Here is a 15821-nt window from a genome sequence, read left to right on the forward strand (position 1 = left end):
GGCGTCAGGCGCGTGACGAACTGCCCGACGTCTCGACCGGCCGGGCAGCTGGCCCGGGCAGGGTGGCCAGTGGCAGGCCGCCCGGGCGGGCCGCTCCGGTGGGCCCGGTGCGGGCCGCATCGCGGCAGGTCAGCGACCGAACTGTGCTCGCAATTCGCGCTTGAGCACCTTGTGGCTCGGGCCTAGCGGCAACTCGTGCACGATCTCCACGCGGCGTGGGTACTTGTGCGCCGCCAGCCGCTCCTTCGACCAGGTGATGAGCGCGTCCGGGTCGACCACCACCCCGGTCTCCGGCACCACCACCGCGCAGATCTCCTCACCGCGCTCGGCATCCGGGACACCGATCACCGACACCTGTGCGACCCCGTCATACCGCTGCAGGGTCTCTTCGACCTCGCGCGGATAGACGTTGAAACCGCCGCGGATGATGAGATCCTTGGTGCGATCGACGATCGACAGGAAGCCGTCCTCGTCCCGCATGCCGATGTCGCCGGTGCGGAACCAGCCGTCCTGCAGGGCGGCTTCGGTCGCCTCCGGATTGCCGAGGTACCCCGCGAAGATGTTGTGCCCACACAGCACGACCTCACCGCGCTCGCCGACCGGCAGCAGCACGACGTGGTCGGTGATCGCCGGATCGGCAACCTCCGCCTCGCAGCCCCACACCGGTTGCCCGACCGTGCCGGGCCGCGGTGGCAGGTGTGACAGGTTCGTCGTCGCCGTCGGAGACGTCTCTGACAAGCCGTAGCCCTCACGCACCGTCGCGCCGAACTTCGCCTCGAACGCTTCCAGCACAGCGACCGGCAGCGATGCGCCGCCGGAGTTGCACTCCTGCAGTTGCGGCACCGGCGTGACCTCGTCCGCATGCTGCAACAGCTGGATCAGCATCGTCGGCACCGCTGACATCCGGGTGATGTTCTCGTCATTGAGGATTCGCAGGACTTCGACGGGTTCGAAGCGCGGCACGAGCACCAGCGTCGCGCCCGCACGGAAGGTCGCGTTCAACGAGATCGACTGTCCGAAGATGTGGAACAGCGGCAGCGCCCCCAGGATCATCTCGTCGTTGCCGACGTTCCCTGTGTCGAACGCAGCAACCGTCGCGTTCATCACCAGGTTGAGGTGCGTCAGCATCGCGCCTTTGGGCCGGCCCGTCGTGCCCGAGGTGTAGAACACCACCGCCACATCGTCCGGCTGCCTGCTCACGTATGTCGCAAGCGGGTTGCGTCCCTCGGCCATCCCGACGAGTGACGCCTCATCGATCCCGCACTCGCCTGCGGCGGCGATCGCAGTCTCGGCGAACCACGGATGGTGCAGCAACAGCCGCGCACCGGAGTTCTGCACCAGGTAGGCGGCCTCGGTGGGGCGCAGCATCGGCGGCACCGGCACGACCGTGGCGCCGGCGGCGATGATGCCGTAATACGCCCCGACGAACTCGATCACGTTCGGCGCGAGCAGCGCCACCCGGTCGCCCGGCTTGACGCCGCTCGCGACCAAGGCATCGCCGTACCGCAGTGCGAGATCCCACACCTGCGCGTACGTCAGCCGTCGATCTCCTTCGACGAGAGCGACTTTCGTCGGCCGGCGCCGTGCCGGCTCGGCCAGCACGGACGCCAACGACAGCGTGCTCACGGAACGACGACCGACAAGATCTCAGCCACGCACGCCGGCTTCGCGCCACCTTCGATCTCGATGGTCGCGCGAGCCGTCACGGTGAAACCGAGCGACGACGGCTCGACCGACACCAACTCGAAGCCGCCACGCACCCGCGAGCCCACCGGCACCGGCGTCGGGAAGCGAACCTTGTTGGAGCCGTAGTTGATTCCCATCTTCACACCGCTGACCGTGTACACCTGACCGGCGAGCATCGGCAGCAGCGACAAGGTCATGTACCCGTGTGCGATGGTCCCGCCGAAGGGTCCGGCCGCGGCCTTGTCGACGTCGACGTGGATCCACTGATGGTCACCGGTTGCCTCGGCGAACTGGTTGACCGCCTCTTGCGTCACCTGGTGCCAGTCGCTGTAGCCCAAGTGTTCGCCGACACCGGCCTTCAGCTCGTCGATTCCGTTGAAAGTACGCATCATTCAGTCCTTCGGGCCGCCGGCGACATACAGCACCTGGCCGCTGACGAAGCCGGCGTCCTCGCTGCAGAAGAAGGACGCGGCTGCCGCGATGTCCTCGGGGCGTCCGACCCGCTGCACCGGGATCTCCTTCGCGGCGAACTTCTGCATGTCCTCGAAGTCGACACCCACGCGCTTGGCGGTGGCCGCCGTCATGTCGGTGACGATGAAGCCGGGCGCGATCGCGTTCGCGGTGACGCCGAACTTGCCGAGTTCGATCGCGAGGGTCTTGGTGAACCCCTGCAGTCCGGCCTTCGCCGCGGAGTAGTTGACCTGGCCACGGTTGCCCTGCGCAGAAGTGCTGGAAAGATTGACGATTCGCCCGTAGGTGGCTTCGGTCATGTACTTCTGCACGGCGCGCGTCATCAGGAAGCTGCCGCGCAGGTGCACCGCCATGACGGTGTCCCAGTCGTCGACGCTCATCTTGAACAGCAGGTTGTCGCGCAGCACACCGGCGTTGTTGACCAGCACGGTCGGGGCGCCGAGTTCGGCAGCCACGCGCTCGACGGCTGCCGCGACGGATGCCTCGTCGGACACATCGCAGCCCACGCCCAGCGCACGACCGCCGGCGTCGGTGATCTGCTGTGCCGCTGCCTGACAGGCGCCCTCGTCAAGGTCGAGGATGGCCACCGCCATGCCGTCCTTGGCCAGGCGTGTTGCGACGGCGGCACCGATGCCGCGTGCCGCGCCGGTCACGATCGCTGTGCGAGTGGTGTCTTCGGTCATGGGTGACGTGTCCTTCGATTGTTGGATTCGGTTGTGGTTGGTGCAGATTCAGCGTGGCTGATCGAGTTCGTCGATGCGTCCTTGCAGGCGCTGCATGCCGCTCAGCCATTTGTCGGTGTTCGCGCCGCGGAAGCCGAAATAGTCGCGCACCTCCGGGTGGGGGAGCACCAGGAACTCTTCACGCTCGATCGTCTCGACCAGCGCCGTCGCGACGTCTTCGGGTTGCAGGGCGCCGTCGTGGCCGATGACCTCCGCGAGTGCGCCGTCGCCGGGCCCGGGATACATGTCGGTGCGCACGCCCTGCGGGCAGATCGCGTGCACCTTGATGCCGCGGTGCCCGTATGACGCGGCCAGCCACTCGGCGAAGGCCTCTGCGCCGTGCTTGGTGACGGCGTACGTCGGCTGTCCGAGGATCGTGAGCAGGCCGGCCGCGGAGGCTGTCACGACGAAGCGGCCGTGACCTCGTTCGAGCCAGCCCGGGATGAGCAGTTGCGCGGCGCGCACGTGCGCCATCACGTTGACCTCCCACGAGGCGGCCCACTCGGCCTCGGTGGACGCCAAACCCTCGCCGCGCGCGATCCCGGCGTTGCCGACCCAGACGTCGATCTCGCCCAGTTGTGCGGTGGCTTGAGTGATCAGGTGCTGCACGCCGCCGGCTGAGGCGCAGTCGCCCGAAACGGCATGTGCGCCAATGGATTCCGCAGTCTCGCGCAGTGGTTCTTCGAGCACGTCGGCGATGACCACCCGTGCGCCTTCGTCGCGTAGCCGGGTCGCGATGGCTCGGCCGATGCCGCGTGCGGCGCCGGTCACGACGACGCCTTTGTCCTGCCAGTCGGCCATGCGGCGACCACTCCCTCGGAATCGCGATGATGCGCTGACTAAGCGCTTGCTTAGCGTGTCACGGTGCGGCATGCTCGTCAACGAATCAACCACGGTGGACAGCAGGAAGGTGCGAGACGTATGACGTCCGAGGCGGCGCCGGCCGGCGACAGCACCTCGCGTGACCGGTTGTTGGATGCGGCCCGGGATGCTTTTGCTGCCAAGGGGTTTCACGGAACCACCACTCGTGACATCGCCGCCGCAGCCGGTATGTCGCCTGCCGCGCTCTACGTGCACCACCCCACCAAGGAGTCGCTGCTCTTCGAGATCTCCCGCGCCGGCCACGAGGCCACCGTCGCCCGTCTGAGCGCAGCGCGTGCGGCCACCGTCAGCCCGACCGAGCAGTTGCGCCTGATGGTGCGCGAATTCGTCATCGGCCACACCGCGCGGCATACGACGGCACGGGTGGTGAACTACGAACTCGAGGCGCTCACGCCCGAGCACCGTGTGGTCATCGACGAGTTGCGGCACGCCATCCAGCAGTTGATGCGTGAGGTGCTCGCCGCCGGCGTCGAATCCGGCGAATTCGCTTGTGCTGACATCGGTATGACAGCCAACGCGATCATGGGTATGTCGATCGACGTCGCCCGCTGGTATCACGAGGACGGCGACTGGAGCGGCGAACGCATCGCTGCGCATCACGCGGACACGGCGGTGCTGATGGCCGGCGCTTCGTCGTCCGGTTGACGGTGCGCCGCGTCACACAAGGCAGGAATCCGGTGCCCGCGGCGCGATCCGTGCGACGATCGGCTGTATGAGACATTCGCGTCGTGTGTCCAGCGCCGATCGGCTGCAGCAGGCGATCGACCGTACGGCCGACGTCAATCCACAAATCGCGGCTGTCTGCACGCCGTCGCCGGACGCCCTGGACGACGCACGTCGTCGGGACACCGAAGAACCACGGAGCGCGCTGCACGGCATACCGGTCCTGGTCAAGGACAACATCGACACTGCCGGCCTGCCGACGACGGCGGGTTCGCTGGCGCTGGCCGACGTGCCGCCACCGTCTCGGGACGCCACGCTGGTACGCCGACTTCGGGACGCCGGCATGGTGTTGCTCGGCAAGACGAATCTGAGCGAGTGGGCGAATTTCCGTGACGGGAATTCCGTCAGCGGCTGGAGTGCCTACGGTGGCCTGACCCGCAATCCGTATGCGCTGAACCGGTCTGCGGGTGGCTCGAGTTCTGGCAGTGGCGCCGCTGTTGCGGCGGGCATCACACCGTTCGCGATCGGCAGCGAGACCGACGGTTCGATCACGTGCCCCGCTGCATTCAACGGATGCGTGGGACTCAAGCCAACGGTCGGTCTCGTGCCGCGGGACGGAATCATCCCGATCTCCCACTCGCAGGACTCACCGGGACCGTTGACCGCCACTGTCGCGCAGAGCGCAGCACTGCTTGCGGTGCTCACGGGTCAGGCGTATGACGCGGCGGTCGGACAGGAGCGATTGCGTGGTGTGCGCATCGGCGTGCCGCGAAAGACGTTCTGGGGCTACAGCGACCACGCGGACGGCCCGGCGGAACGGGCATTGCAACTGTTGTCCGAGGCAGGTGCGACGATCGTCGACAACGCCGATCTGCCCGCCGAGCTGGGCTGGCAGGACGAACTCCTGGTCATGCTCGCCGAGTTCCGTGCCGGCCTGGCCGACTACCTCAGGACCCGCTCAGGGGATGGCCCGCGCACCCTCGCCGACATCGTGCAGTTCAACAAGGCACACGCCGCCGAGGAACTCCCGCACTTCGGGCAGTCCCTGTTGGAGGAGGCACTGGTCGCGCCGGACCTGAACGACCGCCGTTACCTCGATGCCCTCGAGCGGTGCCGGGCTCAGTCCCGGGGTGGCGGAATTGATGCGGTGCTACGTGAGCATGACCTGACCGCGCTGGTCAGCCCGGCCTGCCCGCCGGCATTCCTCATCGACCACGTCAACCCCGAGCACACAGCGGGAGCATGTTCCACTCCTGCGGCGCAGGCGGGATACCCGTTGCTGACGGTGCCGTCGGGCGTAGCCGCCGGCCTGCCCGTGGCCGTGACGTTCTGGGGAACGGCTCACAGCGAGCAGTCGCTGCTACGGATCGCTGCGGCATACGAGGCGGCACGAGATGGTGACACCGGCCCTTTGCCCGCACCCGCCTTTGTGCCGTTCGTCTGAGTAAGCACGCAACCGGGCCTCGCCTGCAACGGCTGGCAGCCTGGTGCCGATCCTCATCCGCAGACAGCCATTGACGGCCTGAACACGTCGATCAGTGAGCCTCCCTGCTGCATGACTTCGGCGCGTTACGCGACCACCTCTGTCGGTCGGATCACTGCCAGGTGGTGTCGCCACCGCCATACTGCATCCCCGGCGGAGGGGTGAGCGTCCAGTCGGGAGCCGGTAGTCCCTTGGCGCGGAACTCCTCGGCGACCTGGCGCTGGAACGGAAAAGCCCACTGCGGGTCTTGCGGAAGGCTGCGGATGCTGCCCCAGCATTCCTGCGCCTCGGCGTCGGTCAGCCGGCGGATCCCTGCCACCGCCCCCTCGGTCATCTTCGCCGCAAGCTCGGGCTTGCGCTGCGCCGTCTTGTCGATGTATCTGACAACCTTGTCGGCCCTCATCCTGAACGCCGTCATGGCCGCTCCCCACGATGTATGACGAAAACCGTTGCTGTCAGCGGTAGTTCGTGAACTGCAGTGCGACGTCGAGGTCTGCGGACTTCAGCATCCGCTGCACCTCCTGCAGGTCGTCGCGCGACTTGCTGGTCACCCGCAGCTCGTCGCCCTCGATGCGCGACTTGACCGACTTGGGGCCCTCGTCGCGGATCAGTTTGGAGATCTTCTTGGCGTCCTCCTGGCTGATGCCGTCCTTCAGTGCGGCCTCGAGGCGGTACTCCTTGCCGGAGATCTTCGGCTCGCCGTCGTCGGACAGGTCGAGCGCCTTCAGCGACACTCCGCGTTTGACCAGCTTGGTCTGGAAGACGTCGAGCACTGCGAGCACACGCTCGGGCGCGTTGGCCTTCATCAGGATCTTCTCGCCGGACCAGTCGATCTCGGCGCCCACGCCGCGGAAGTCGAACCGGGTCGAGATCTCCTTGGCGGCCTGCAGCATCGCGTTGCTGACCTCCTGCTTGTCGGTCTTGCTGACGATGTCGAACGACGAATCTGCCATGGCCCGCTCCTTGGTCCGGTGGTGTCTGGGATCTCCCGCCGAGTATGCCGGGTGCCCACCGGCTCCCGTCGACCCGCCCGCCGGTCGCCCAGGGCAGTGGTCGATTGGCCTACAGCTGCCCGCCCTTGTATCCTCGTCCACGCACTTGCCAGGTTGCCCGAGCGGCCAATGGGAGCGGACTGTAAATCCGTCGCGAAAGCTTCGAAGGTTCGAATCCTTCACCTGGCACCAGTGACATCACGAAGGCCCGGACCGTTTCGGTCCGGGCCTTCGTCGTGTCGTATGACGAGCGCGGCGTGCGGCTGGAGCGCCGCGCCGGTCATACCGTGCGGGTCACTCCTGCAGGTAGCTGATCGAGAAGTCCGTGCCGCCCGACAGGGCGCTGGTCTGGTCCTCGTACCCGTTGCTGTTGGAGGCGTCCAGGGCGGTCGGGCTGAAGTCGCCCAGGGCGCTGCCGTTGACGGTGGATCCGGTGAAGTCGACCTCGCCGAAGTCCGGGTAGGACGCCGTGGGCGATTCGATGATGAAGTCGGCGCTGGCGTTCGCACCGTCATACGACTGGGTGGTCGTCTGCGTCCAACCCTGCGTGTTGTCGGTGAGGATCAGCGTGTAGGACTCACCGCTGCGGTTCACGGTGGCCGTGATGCTGTCCCCGGCCTCCACGGTGTTGCTGTAGTACACCGGGTTGGCGGGGTACATCTCGTACCACCCCTGGTAGACCGGGGATCCGGAGGAGCAGTCGGTGGCAACGCCGGTCTGCTCGACCGAGGAGCTTCCGTAACTGTCGATGCCGACCCACGGGGCCATCAGGTCATTGGTGGAGTTGCACGTGACGCTGGGCTCGGTCCACGACGTGGAGGTCGAGGTGAAGCCGGAGCCGGTGGCGACCATGCCGGACCAGTTGCCGCCGTTGATGTTGAAACCGTGACGGGCGTGCGCGTTCACGAGCGATGCCGCGCCGCCGATCTCGTGGCGCGAGGCGCTGATGCCGCCGAAATGGGCTGCTGCCAGGCCGGCGGTCTTGGCGCCGTCGGCGAACGTGTGGGCGGCGGCGGCGGGAGCGGGCTGGGCGGCGTGAGCAGCGCCGGTGCCGGTGATGCCGGCGGCGGCGAGAGCGATGACGCCGGCGGCCACGGTGAGTGTCCGGCGGGTGTGGAGAGTGCGCATCTGTTCGAACTCCTTCTGGGCTTTCGCCTGAGATGCTGGTGTGACCAACGTCGAGGGTTCACACCGGCGTAATTGGTGTCAGCGCGAAGCGGTGGCCCGCGCCGATCAGTGCTGACGAATCAGTGCTGACGAAGCTACGCACGCCGGCCCCGGTTGAAAACCGTTGAAAACCGATGTTTTACATCCGCGCTGGCGAATCTTGACCGTTCACTGACGTATGCCGGAACGGCGTTGCCCGCGCCATACGTGCCGCTGACCGAAGGCTCCGGACACAGAAGCGGCCCCAGAACCATGATGGTTCTGGGGCCGCCCCTGTTGGCAGCGGTGCCGACAGGTCAGGGATGTCGTACCGTCAACCTCCCGAGATCACTCCTGCAGGTAGCTGATCGAGAAGCTGTTGCCGCCGGACAGGGCACTGGTGTGGTCCTCGTAGCCGTTGCTGTTGGAGGCGTCCATCGCGGTCGGGCTGAAGTTGCCAAGGGCGCTGCCGTCGACGGTGGCGCCGGTGAACTTCACCGAGCCGAAGTTCGGGTAGGACGCGGTCGGCGACTCCATCACGAAGTCGGCGCTGGCGTTCGCGCCGTTGTAGGACTTGGTGATCGTCCGGGTCCAGCCCTGTGTCGTGTCGGCGAGCGTCAAGGTGTACTTCTTGCCGCTGCGCGAGACAGTGGCGGTGATGTGGTCGCCGGCCTTGACGGTGTTGCTGTAGTACACCGGGTTGGCGGGGTACATCTCGTACCACCCCTGGTAGACCGGGGATCCGGAGGAGCAGTCGGTGGCGACACCAGTCTGCTCGACCGAGGAACTGCCGTACCCGTCGATGCCGACCCACGGGGCCATCAGGTCGTTGGTGGAGTTGCACGTGACCTTCGGCTCGGTCCACGAACTCTTGGTCGAGGTGAAGCCGGAGCCGGTGGCGACCATGCCGGACCAGTTGCCGCCGTTGATGTTGAACCCGTGACGGGCCCGAGCGTTGACACCCCTCGCTGCGCCGCCGATGTCCCGGACACCGAAATGGGCTGCTGCCAGGCCGGCGGTCTTGGCGCCGTCAGCGAACGTGTGGGCGGCGGCGGGAGCGGGCTGAGCGGCGTGGGCGGCTCCGGTGCCGGCAATCCCGGCAGCGGCGAGAGCGAGCACGCCGGTGGCGACGGTGAGGGTTCGACGGGTGTGAAGGGTGCGCATCAGGATCTGAGCTCCTCGGACAGGGTGGCGGCCCCAACAGGCGTTCGGGCCGAACGGTGGCTGAAAGCTACGCCCGTCGTAGTCGCACAGGCATCATCCGAACGCCAGAATTTACCGTCGTGGGGGCGAATCTTGTCCGGCCCTTTACCCAGTCGGTTCGGCGCGGGTCCAGGGCTGATCCCAGCAGCGGTCGCCGGCGTCGAAACCGGCTGCAATCACGCTGCTATCAGCGCGATTCCGGCGAGCACCACCACAGCGCCGAGGAACTTGCGAGCCGGTCTCGGCTCGTGGAACAACCGCCACGCCAGCAGTGACCCGATCACGATGCTGGACTCGCGAGCAGGTGCGACCAGGGCGACCGGCGTGGTCTGCATGGCGATCAGGACAAGTACATAGGCCAGCGGCGACAACAACGCGACACACACGATCTCGCGCCAGTACCTGCGTGACACCGCGCGCAGATCCGCGCCTCGTCCGCGCATACCCGGCAGCAACCCGATCGACTGCCAGGCGGTGCTGAACGCGAAGTACGGCACCGGTGCCAGTGCCAGTGCTGTCATCGAGTGGTCGTCCCACAGGGTGTAGCTCGCGATCATCACGCCGGTGAGTCCACCCCAGAGGATTCCGCTCGATGCCCGATGCCGTGGCTTTTTCTCCGAAGCCGGTGGCCGAGCGCTCGCGACCACCACGACCCCGGTGATCACGATGACCCCGCCCAGCACACCGAGCCATCCTGGCCGTTCGGCAAGCACGACGATCGCGAAGATCATCGTCAGCAGTGGCCCGGTGCCACGAGCAACGGGATAGACAACACCGAGTTCTGCTTTGTTGTAACCGGTTTGCAGGGTCAACCCGTAGGCGATGTGAAAGACACCGGACAGCAGTGCGGCCCAGATCAACGACCAGGTCAGCGACGAATTGGTGCTCGCGAGAACGATGAAGCCGATCGGCAGCCAGATCACCGCGGACAACAATGCATAGGAGAACACGAAGACGTAACCGCCGCCCTCGACGCGTTTGGCGGCGATGTTCCACGTCGCGTGCAGGACTGCTGCGGTGAGCACGAGTGCAAGGGCATGAGCCGACACCCCAACCACCCTATCGGGGCAGCGGCGGCACGTTCGTCAAGCCGTGAGCCGACGCCGCCCCGCGCTCGCCTTATCCCTGGCTCACGGCAGCTCGCCTCAGAGCTGGGCGATCGGTGCGGTGATCAGCTCATCCGGTATGCCGAAGCCGTCGACCAGAGTCAGCACCTGCGGACGCAATTCCGCGCACAGTTCGTTGACCGACGCGGTCACCGCACGGGAGCGGCTGCCGCTGATCCGGCCGTGCTCGAGGAACCACGCACGGTCGGCCTCGATCGAGCTCAGCGCGTAGAGCGTCAGCACCCGCCCGAGCAGGTCTTTCGCGGCTCCGTCGGCCATCGCTTCGTGGCTCTCCAGGGCGGCGTCGAGCACACACCGGTCGATGTGCGCGCGAGCGGCGAAGAGCACATGGTCCTGTGCTTTGTTGAAGATGTCGAAAGCGTTCTCTTTAGTGGCTTTTCGCAGCCGGTTGCCCAGGGTTTCGAGTGCGTGGTCGGCTCTTTGCTCGAACATCGACATCGCCCACGGCAGGCTGTCGGTCGCGCTGTCGTCGTCGCGCCCGGTGGCGGTGTCGACCAGCCGCTGGATGCCGGCGCGCCGTGCGGTCCGCTCGACAATGCGACCACCGAGTTGTGCCGCGATCTTGCCAACCATCCCGGCGGAGTCCAGATCGCCCCACATCTCTTTGTAGTCGGTGAGCAGTCCCTTGGCCGTCAGCTGCAACAGGACGGTGTTGTCGCCCTCGAAGGTGGCGAAAACGTCGACGTCCGAACGCATTTGGGTGAGTTCGTTCTCCGCCATGTAGCCGGCACCGCCACATGCCTCACGACACGCCTGAATGGTGTCGACCGCGTGCCAGGTGGTGACCGCCTTCAGCCCCGCGACACGGGTCTCGAGCTCGCGCTGCGCCTCCTGCCGCTCCTTGGCGGCGGGGTCGTCCGCGGTCAGAACCGGTGCGACGTCGCCGTGCAGCTCCTGCAGCCGCTCGGTGACGGCGTTCTGCGCGAAACTCAGTGCATACGACTTCGCCAGGCGAGGCAGCAGAACCCGTTGGTGCGCAAGGTAATCCAGCACCACGACCTCTTGATCGTCGCCGGGTGCGGAGAACTGGCGACGGGTGCTGCCATAACGTATGGCGATTGTCAGCGCCTTCTTCGCGGCCGCGCCGGAGCCGCCACCCACGCACACACGGCCACGCACAAGCGTCCCGAGCATGGTGAAGAATCGGCGGCCCGCGCTGTCGATGTCCGAGACATAGTTGCCGTCGTCGTCGATGTCGCCGAATGCGTTGAGCAGATTGGCTTTCGGCACTCGCACGTGGTCGAACGCGAGGGTGCCGTTGTCGACGCCGGGCAGCCCGCCCTTGTCGCCGTTGTCGCCGATCGTGACGCCGGGCAGTGCCGCGCCGCCCTCGTCGCGGATGGGCATCAGCACCGCGTGCACACCGTGGTCGCCTTCGCGCGTGATCAACTGGGCGAAGACCACCGCCATACGGCCGTCGACGGCGGCATTGCCGATGTAGGTCTTGGTCGCCGACGGGGTGGGGGAGTTCACGACCAGTTCGTGGGTCGAATCGTCATACGTGGCAGTGGTTTCCAACTCCTGCACGTTGCTGCCGTGCCCTACCTCGGTCATCGCGAAGCAGCCCAGCAGCTTCGCGGTCATGATGTCCTCGAGGTATGCCGAGTGGTGTCGGTCGGTGCCCAGTCGCGCGACCGCGCCGCCGAACAGCCCGAACTGCACCCCGACCTTCACCAGCAGCGACAGGTCGCCCAGTGCCTGCATCTCGAACAGCACGCAGGACGCCGCGTAGTCGCGCTCACCGCCATACGCCACGGGGAAGCCGACGCGACCGAAGCCTTCACCGGCGAGCGTCTTCAACGACGCGGTCGTCAGCGCCCGGTGGTCGGCGACCGACAGGCCCGTCGGCGCGAGCATCCAGTCGGCGGACAACTGGTCGCGCGCCTCGCTGCGCAGATCCGCCCACCGCCCGTCCAGGGCTGTGATCAGTTCGCTTGCAATGGGATTCGTCACTTCGACTCCTCTGTCGAGTTGCTCAGCACGCCGGTCAGTCCGACTGCTGCGAAATCTGCGAGATGGGCGACAACGCTCGCCCGCGGGGCGCGGTCGGGGTCGGCCAGCCATCGGTCGGCCGATTCGCGGACAAAACCGATCAGACCGTGCGCCCACAACCTCGCCGGTTCGACGTCCTTGCCGGCGATGGTGAGCGCCGCGGCGAAGATCGGCTCGAGGACTCCGGCGATCGTGTCGCTGAGCCCGATCACCGGGTCCTGCTCCGGCGGGATGTTCAGTTGCGGTCTCCGCACGACGAACCGGTAGACCTCCGGATCGCGTTCGACCTGGCGCAGGTAGCTGTCGATGACGGCCACGGTCATCTCACGGGTGTGACCGGACGTGAGCTCGTGGGCCGCGGCATGCGCCGCGTCGACATCGGTCAGCGACTTGTGCAGGTCGGTCAGGATCCGGTCGTCGACGCTTTCGCACACCGCGAGATACAGCCCGAGGCGATCGCCCATGTGCCGGTAGATCACGGTCTTGCTGGTGCCCGCCTCGGCGGCGATCTCGTCCATGCCCACGGTCGCTCCGTGCTTACGTATGGCGCGCAGCGCTGCCTCGGTGAGCTCTCGTCGACGCTCGGCGCGGTGCTGGGTCCAGCGGGTGTCGCGCCCGTCGACGCGCACCGCGTCAGGGATTTCGGAAGTGCTCGCGGCATTCGATGCGTCGCTGCGCGCCGCCGATCGGCGGGACTGCTCTGTCTGGCCCATGTCCGGCAGAGTATCCGAAACTCGACGTACCTGCTACTCTCCGTATCGGTAATTATTCGCTCAGCCGACCTTCATCGGAGAACTCTCATGAGCCCACGTGACGTCTACGTCCTCGGTGGTAACCGCATCCCCTTCGTCCGCTCCGGCGGCAAATACCTCAAGGCGTCCAACCAGGACATGCTGACCGCCGCCATCGACGGTCTGGTCTCGCGCCACGACCTGTCCGGTGAGCGCCTCGGCGAGGTCGCGGCGGGTGCCGTCATCAAGCACGCGCGGGATTTCAACCTGACTCGCGAAAGCGTGCTGGGCTCTCACCTGTCGCCCCAGACCCCCGCGTATGACGTGCAGCAGGCCTGCGGCACCGGCCTCGAGGCGACGATCCTGGTGGCCAACAAGATCGCCCTCGGTCAGGTGGACTCGGCGATCGCCGGCGGCACCGACACCACCTCCGACGCTCCGCTGGCCATCAACGACGACCTGCGCCGCACCCTGATGATGGTCAACTACGCCAAGACACCGCAGCAGCGGCTCAAGGCGCTGACCAAGATCCGACCGGGCCAGTTCGCACCTGAGCAACCCAAGAACGCCGAGCCGCGCACCGGTCTGGCGATGGGTGATCACCAGGCGATCACCACAAAGGAGTGGGGCATCAGCCGTGAGGCACAGGACGAGCTCGCGGCCCTCAGCCACCAGAACCTCGCCGCGGCATACGGGCGCGGCTTCTTCGACGACCTGGTGACCCCCTATCTCGGTGTCAGCAAGGACAACAACCTGCGCCCGGACTCCACGCCTGAGAAGCTGGCCAAGCTCAAGCCGGTGTTCGGCAAGGGCGAGGGCGCCACCATGACGGCCGGCAACTCCACCCCGCTGACCGACGGCGCATCCGTCGTGCTGCTCGGCTCGGCCGACTGGGCGCAGGAGCGCAAGTTGACCCCGCTGGCCCGCTTCGTCGACGGTGAGACCGCTGCGGTCGATTACGTGCACGGCGGCGAAGGCCTGCTGATGGCGCCGCCCTACGCGATCGCCCGGCTCCTGCAGCGCAACGGCCTGACGTTGCAGGATTTCGAATTCTACGAGTTCCACGAGGCATTCGCCTCCACGGTGCTGTGCCATCTGGCTGCGATGGAGAGCCCGGAGTTCTGCAAGGAGCGCCTGGGCCTGGACGAGCCGCTCGGCTCGGTCGACCGCAGCAAGCTCAACGTCAACGGCTCGTCGCTGGCGGCCGGTCACCCCTTCGCAGCCACCGGCGGCCGCATCGTCGCCTCGCTGGCGAAGATGTTGCACGAGAAGGGGTCGGGCCGCGGCCTGATCTCCATCTGCGCGGCGGGCGGTCAGGGTGTCGTCGCGATTCTGGAGGCAGTGTGATGGCTGACGGCTACAGCAACTTCGTCAACAAGAACCCCCTCGGCAAGAAGCTCGCCGGTCAGTTCGGACTGCCCAAGCCGCCGGTCCTGCGTCGCTACGAGCCGGGTCAGGAACTCACGACCGGGCCGGTTGCGATCGGGTCCTTCGACGGCGGGAAGGTCGCCTCGGCGCTCATCGACATCGTCGAGTCCTCCGGTGCCGTGGTCGTCGACGCGACCCCCGAGGCGACCTACGAGAAGGGGTCGCTCGGAGCCGCGGTCTACGACGCCACCGGCCTGCGGACCATCGATGACCTCGAGATCTTGCGCGCCACGCTGGCACCGGCGGTCAAGGCGCTCGGCAAGAACGCCCGCGTGCTGATCATCGGCACGCCGCCGGCCGAGCAGGATCGGCCGGAGGCCGCGGCCACGCAGCAGGCGCTCGAAGGCATCATGCGGTCGATCGGCAAGGAGTTGCTGCGCGGCGCCACCGCCAACCTCATCTGGTTGTCCGGCGACGCCTTCGACGAGCCCGAGGTGCTTGCTTCACCGGTGCGCTTCTTCCTCTCGAGCCGATCGGCATACGTCGGCGGTCAGCCGCTGCGCGTCGGCAAGGCCGTCGTCCCGCAGGTCGCGGACTGGCGGGCGCCGCTGCAAGGTGAGGTCGCTGTCGTGACCGGCGCTGCGCGTGGGATCGGCGCCAAGATCGCGGAGGTCTTCGCCCGTCAGGGCGCAGCGGTGATCGTGGTCGACATTCCCGCGGCCGGAGAGTCGCTGTCCAAGGTCGCCAACAAGATCGGCGGCGTCGCGCTGCAGCTCGACATCACCGCGCCCGACGCCGGTCAGAAGATCGCCGAGGCAGTGGCCCGCAAGGGTGACAAGCTCGCGGCCATCGTGCACAACGCCGGCATCACCCGCGACAAGTTGTTCGTCAACGACGACGCCGCCCGCTGGGGGAGCGTCATCGCGGTCAACATCAAGGCGGAGATGGCCATCAACGCCACGCTGCTCGACCCGGCACTTCCCGGTGGCCTCAAGGACGGCGGTCGGATCATCGGCGTCGCCTCCACCTCCGGCATCGGCGGCAACCGTGGCCAGGCGAACTACGCGGCGTCCAAGGCCGGGGTCATGGGTCTGGTCCGGGCGGAGGCACCGGAGCTGGCGCCGCGGCAGATCACCATCAACGCGATCGCCCCCGGGTTCATCGAGACCGAGATGACCGCCAAGATCCCGCTCGCCACCCGCGAGGTCGGTCGCCGGATCAACGCGCTGATGCAGGGTGGTCAGCCGGTCGATGTCGCCGAGGCGATCGCCTTCCTCGCCGAGCCGGGCTCGGCGGGCGTGACCGGCCAGGTGCTGCGCGTCTGCGGCCACAGCCAGCTCGGGGCGTGAGCGCAG

The 15821-nt window shown here is 67.1% G+C and carries 15 protein-coding genes and 1 tRNA gene; 5 read left to right on the forward strand and 11 right to left on the reverse strand.

What is annotated here, in order from left to right:
* Positions 1–129 precede the first annotated feature (129 nt).
* Genes BKA23_RS01790 through BKA23_RS01805 form a run of 4 tightly spaced genes read right to left on the reverse strand, consistent with a single transcriptional unit; the run spans position 130 to position 3680 of the window.
* On the reverse strand, positions 130–1626 hold the full coding sequence (locus BKA23_RS01790) for a long-chain-fatty-acid--CoA ligase (RefSeq protein WP_145224942.1): 1497 nt from the start codon (positions 1624–1626) through the stop codon (positions 130–132).
* Positions 1623–2075 carry a MaoC family dehydratase gene (locus BKA23_RS01795; RefSeq protein WP_145224944.1) on the reverse strand — a complete coding sequence of 151 codons (453 nt, stop codon included), beginning with the start codon at positions 2073–2075 and terminating at the stop codon, positions 1623–1625. Before BKA23_RS01795 ends, BKA23_RS01790 begins: the two co-directional genes overlap by 4 nt.
* Positions 2076–2078: 3 nt before the next feature.
* A complete protein-coding gene (gene fabG / locus BKA23_RS01800) occupies positions 2079–2840 on the reverse strand; it encodes a 3-oxoacyl-ACP reductase FabG (protein WP_145224946.1) in 762 nt (253 codons plus the stop codon).
* A 48-nt stretch (positions 2841–2888) separates the two neighbouring features.
* Positions 2889–3680 carry an SDR family oxidoreductase gene (locus BKA23_RS01805; protein WP_145224948.1) on the reverse strand — a complete coding sequence of 264 codons (792 nt, stop codon included), beginning with the start codon at positions 3678–3680 and terminating at the stop codon, positions 2889–2891.
* Between the two features lie 120 nt (positions 3681–3800).
* Here BKA23_RS01805 and BKA23_RS01810 point away from each other — a divergent pair, with 120 nt between their 5' ends.
* Both BKA23_RS01810 and BKA23_RS01815 read left to right on the forward strand, forming a co-directional pair.
* The gene (locus tag BKA23_RS01810; protein ID WP_145224950.1) at positions 3801–4406 is read left to right on the forward strand and encodes a TetR/AcrR family transcriptional regulator; all 606 of its coding nucleotides are present in this window, start codon (positions 3801–3803) and stop codon (positions 4404–4406) included.
* 85 nt (positions 4407–4491) lie between these two features.
* Positions 4492–5868, forward strand: coding sequence for an amidase family protein (locus BKA23_RS01815; protein ID WP_211841565.1), 1377 nt, complete (start codon positions 4492–4494; stop codon positions 5866–5868).
* A gap of 151 nt (positions 5869–6019) precedes the next feature.
* Here the strand turns inward: BKA23_RS01815 and BKA23_RS01820 are convergent, their stop codons facing one another.
* Positions 6020–6325 carry a hypothetical protein gene (locus BKA23_RS01820; protein WP_145224954.1) on the reverse strand — a complete coding sequence of 102 codons (306 nt, stop codon included), beginning with the start codon at positions 6323–6325 and terminating at the stop codon, positions 6020–6022.
* Between the two features lie 37 nt (positions 6326–6362).
* Positions 6363–6860 (reverse strand): YajQ family cyclic di-GMP-binding protein, encoded by a 498-nt coding sequence (locus tag BKA23_RS01825; RefSeq protein WP_145224956.1) that lies wholly within the window; start codon positions 6858–6860, stop codon positions 6363–6365.
* 147 nt (positions 6861–7007) lie between these two features.
* Here BKA23_RS01825 and BKA23_RS01830 point away from each other — a divergent pair.
* Positions 7008–7091 (forward strand) — tRNA-Tyr (locus BKA23_RS01830).
* A 102-nt stretch (positions 7092–7193) separates the two neighbouring features.
* On the opposite strand, the gene BKA23_RS01835 is transcribed toward BKA23_RS01830, so the two are convergent.
* From BKA23_RS01835 to BKA23_RS01855, 5 genes are all read right to left on the reverse strand, one after another.
* Positions 7194–8027 (reverse strand): G1 family glutamic endopeptidase, encoded by an 834-nt coding sequence (locus BKA23_RS01835; protein ID WP_211841566.1) that lies wholly within the window; start codon positions 8025–8027, stop codon positions 7194–7196.
* Positions 8028–8393: 366 nt separating this feature from the next.
* Positions 8394–9209: a G1 family glutamic endopeptidase gene (locus tag BKA23_RS01840; RefSeq protein ID WP_145224957.1), complete on the reverse strand. Its 816-nt coding sequence runs from the start codon at positions 9207–9209 to the stop codon at positions 8394–8396.
* Between the two features lie 215 nt (positions 9210–9424).
* On the reverse strand, positions 9425–10297 hold the full coding sequence (locus tag BKA23_RS01845) for a DMT family transporter (protein WP_145224959.1): 873 nt from the start codon (positions 10295–10297) through the stop codon (positions 9425–9427).
* A 96-nt stretch (positions 10298–10393) separates the two neighbouring features.
* Positions 10394–12328: an acyl-CoA dehydrogenase family protein gene (locus tag BKA23_RS01850; protein WP_246104404.1), complete on the reverse strand. Its 1935-nt coding sequence runs from the start codon at positions 12326–12328 to the stop codon at positions 10394–10396.
* Positions 12325–13080, reverse strand: coding sequence for a TetR/AcrR family transcriptional regulator (locus BKA23_RS01855; protein ID WP_145224963.1), 756 nt, complete (start codon positions 13078–13080; stop codon positions 12325–12327). The genes BKA23_RS01850 and BKA23_RS01855 overlap by 4 nt, the downstream gene beginning before the upstream one ends.
* Before the next feature lie 87 nt (positions 13081–13167).
* Here BKA23_RS01855 and BKA23_RS01860 point away from each other — a divergent pair, with 87 nt between their 5' ends.
* Both BKA23_RS01860 and BKA23_RS01865 read left to right on the forward strand, forming a co-directional pair.
* The gene (locus tag BKA23_RS01860; RefSeq protein ID WP_145224965.1) at positions 13168–14445 is read left to right on the forward strand and encodes an acetyl-CoA C-acetyltransferase; all 1278 of its coding nucleotides are present in this window, start codon (positions 13168–13170) and stop codon (positions 14443–14445) included.
* Positions 14445–15815 carry a 3-oxoacyl-ACP reductase gene (locus tag BKA23_RS01865; RefSeq protein WP_145224967.1) on the forward strand — a complete coding sequence of 457 codons (1371 nt, stop codon included), beginning with the start codon at positions 14445–14447 and terminating at the stop codon, positions 15813–15815. Before BKA23_RS01860 ends, BKA23_RS01865 begins: the two co-directional genes overlap by 1 nt.
* The last annotated feature ends 6 nt before the right edge of the window (positions 15816–15821 follow it).

It is taken from the genome of Rudaeicoccus suwonensis, from assembly GCF_007829035.1.
In the GTDB taxonomy this organism is placed as follows: domain Bacteria; phylum Actinomycetota; class Actinomycetes; order Actinomycetales; family Dermatophilaceae; genus Rudaeicoccus; species Rudaeicoccus suwonensis.

What these genes read in the sequence shown, in the direction of transcription:
- BKA23_RS01820 (WP_145224954.1), bottom strand. Translation starts at nt 6,325, where the DNA reads ATGACGGCGTTCAGGATGAGGGCCGACAAGGTTGTCAGATACATCGAC.
- BKA23_RS01795 (WP_145224944.1), bottom strand. Translation starts at nt 2,075, where the DNA reads ATGCGTACTTTCAACGGAATCGACGAGCTGAAGGCCGGTGTCGGCGAA.
- fabG (WP_145224946.1), bottom strand. Translation starts at nt 2,840, where the DNA reads ATGACCGAAGACACCACTCGCACAGCGATCGTGACCGGCGCGGCACGC.
- BKA23_RS01825 (WP_145224956.1), bottom strand. Translation starts at nt 6,860, where the DNA reads ATGGCAGATTCGTCGTTCGACATCGTCAGCAAGACCGACAAGCAGGAG.
- BKA23_RS01810 (WP_145224950.1), top strand. Translation starts at nt 3,801, where the DNA reads ATGACGTCCGAGGCGGCGCCGGCCGGCGACAGCACCTCGCGTGACCGG.
- BKA23_RS01860 (WP_145224965.1), top strand. Translation starts at nt 13,168, where the DNA reads ATGAGCCCACGTGACGTCTACGTCCTCGGTGGTAACCGCATCCCCTTC.
- BKA23_RS01835 (WP_211841566.1), bottom strand. Translation starts at nt 8,027, where the DNA reads ATGCGCACTCTCCACACCCGCCGGACACTCACCGTGGCCGCCGGCGTC.
- BKA23_RS01865 (WP_145224967.1), top strand. Translation starts at nt 14,445, where the DNA reads ATGGCTGACGGCTACAGCAACTTCGTCAACAAGAACCCCCTCGGCAAG.
- BKA23_RS01840 (WP_145224957.1), bottom strand. Translation starts at nt 9,209, where the DNA reads ATGCGCACCCTTCACACCCGTCGAACCCTCACCGTCGCCACCGGCGTG.
- BKA23_RS01805 (WP_145224948.1), bottom strand. Translation starts at nt 3,680, where the DNA reads ATGGCCGACTGGCAGGACAAAGGCGTCGTCGTGACCGGCGCCGCACGC.
- BKA23_RS01855 (WP_145224963.1), bottom strand. Translation starts at nt 13,080, where the DNA reads ATGGGCCAGACAGAGCAGTCCCGCCGATCGGCGGCGCGCAGCGACGCA.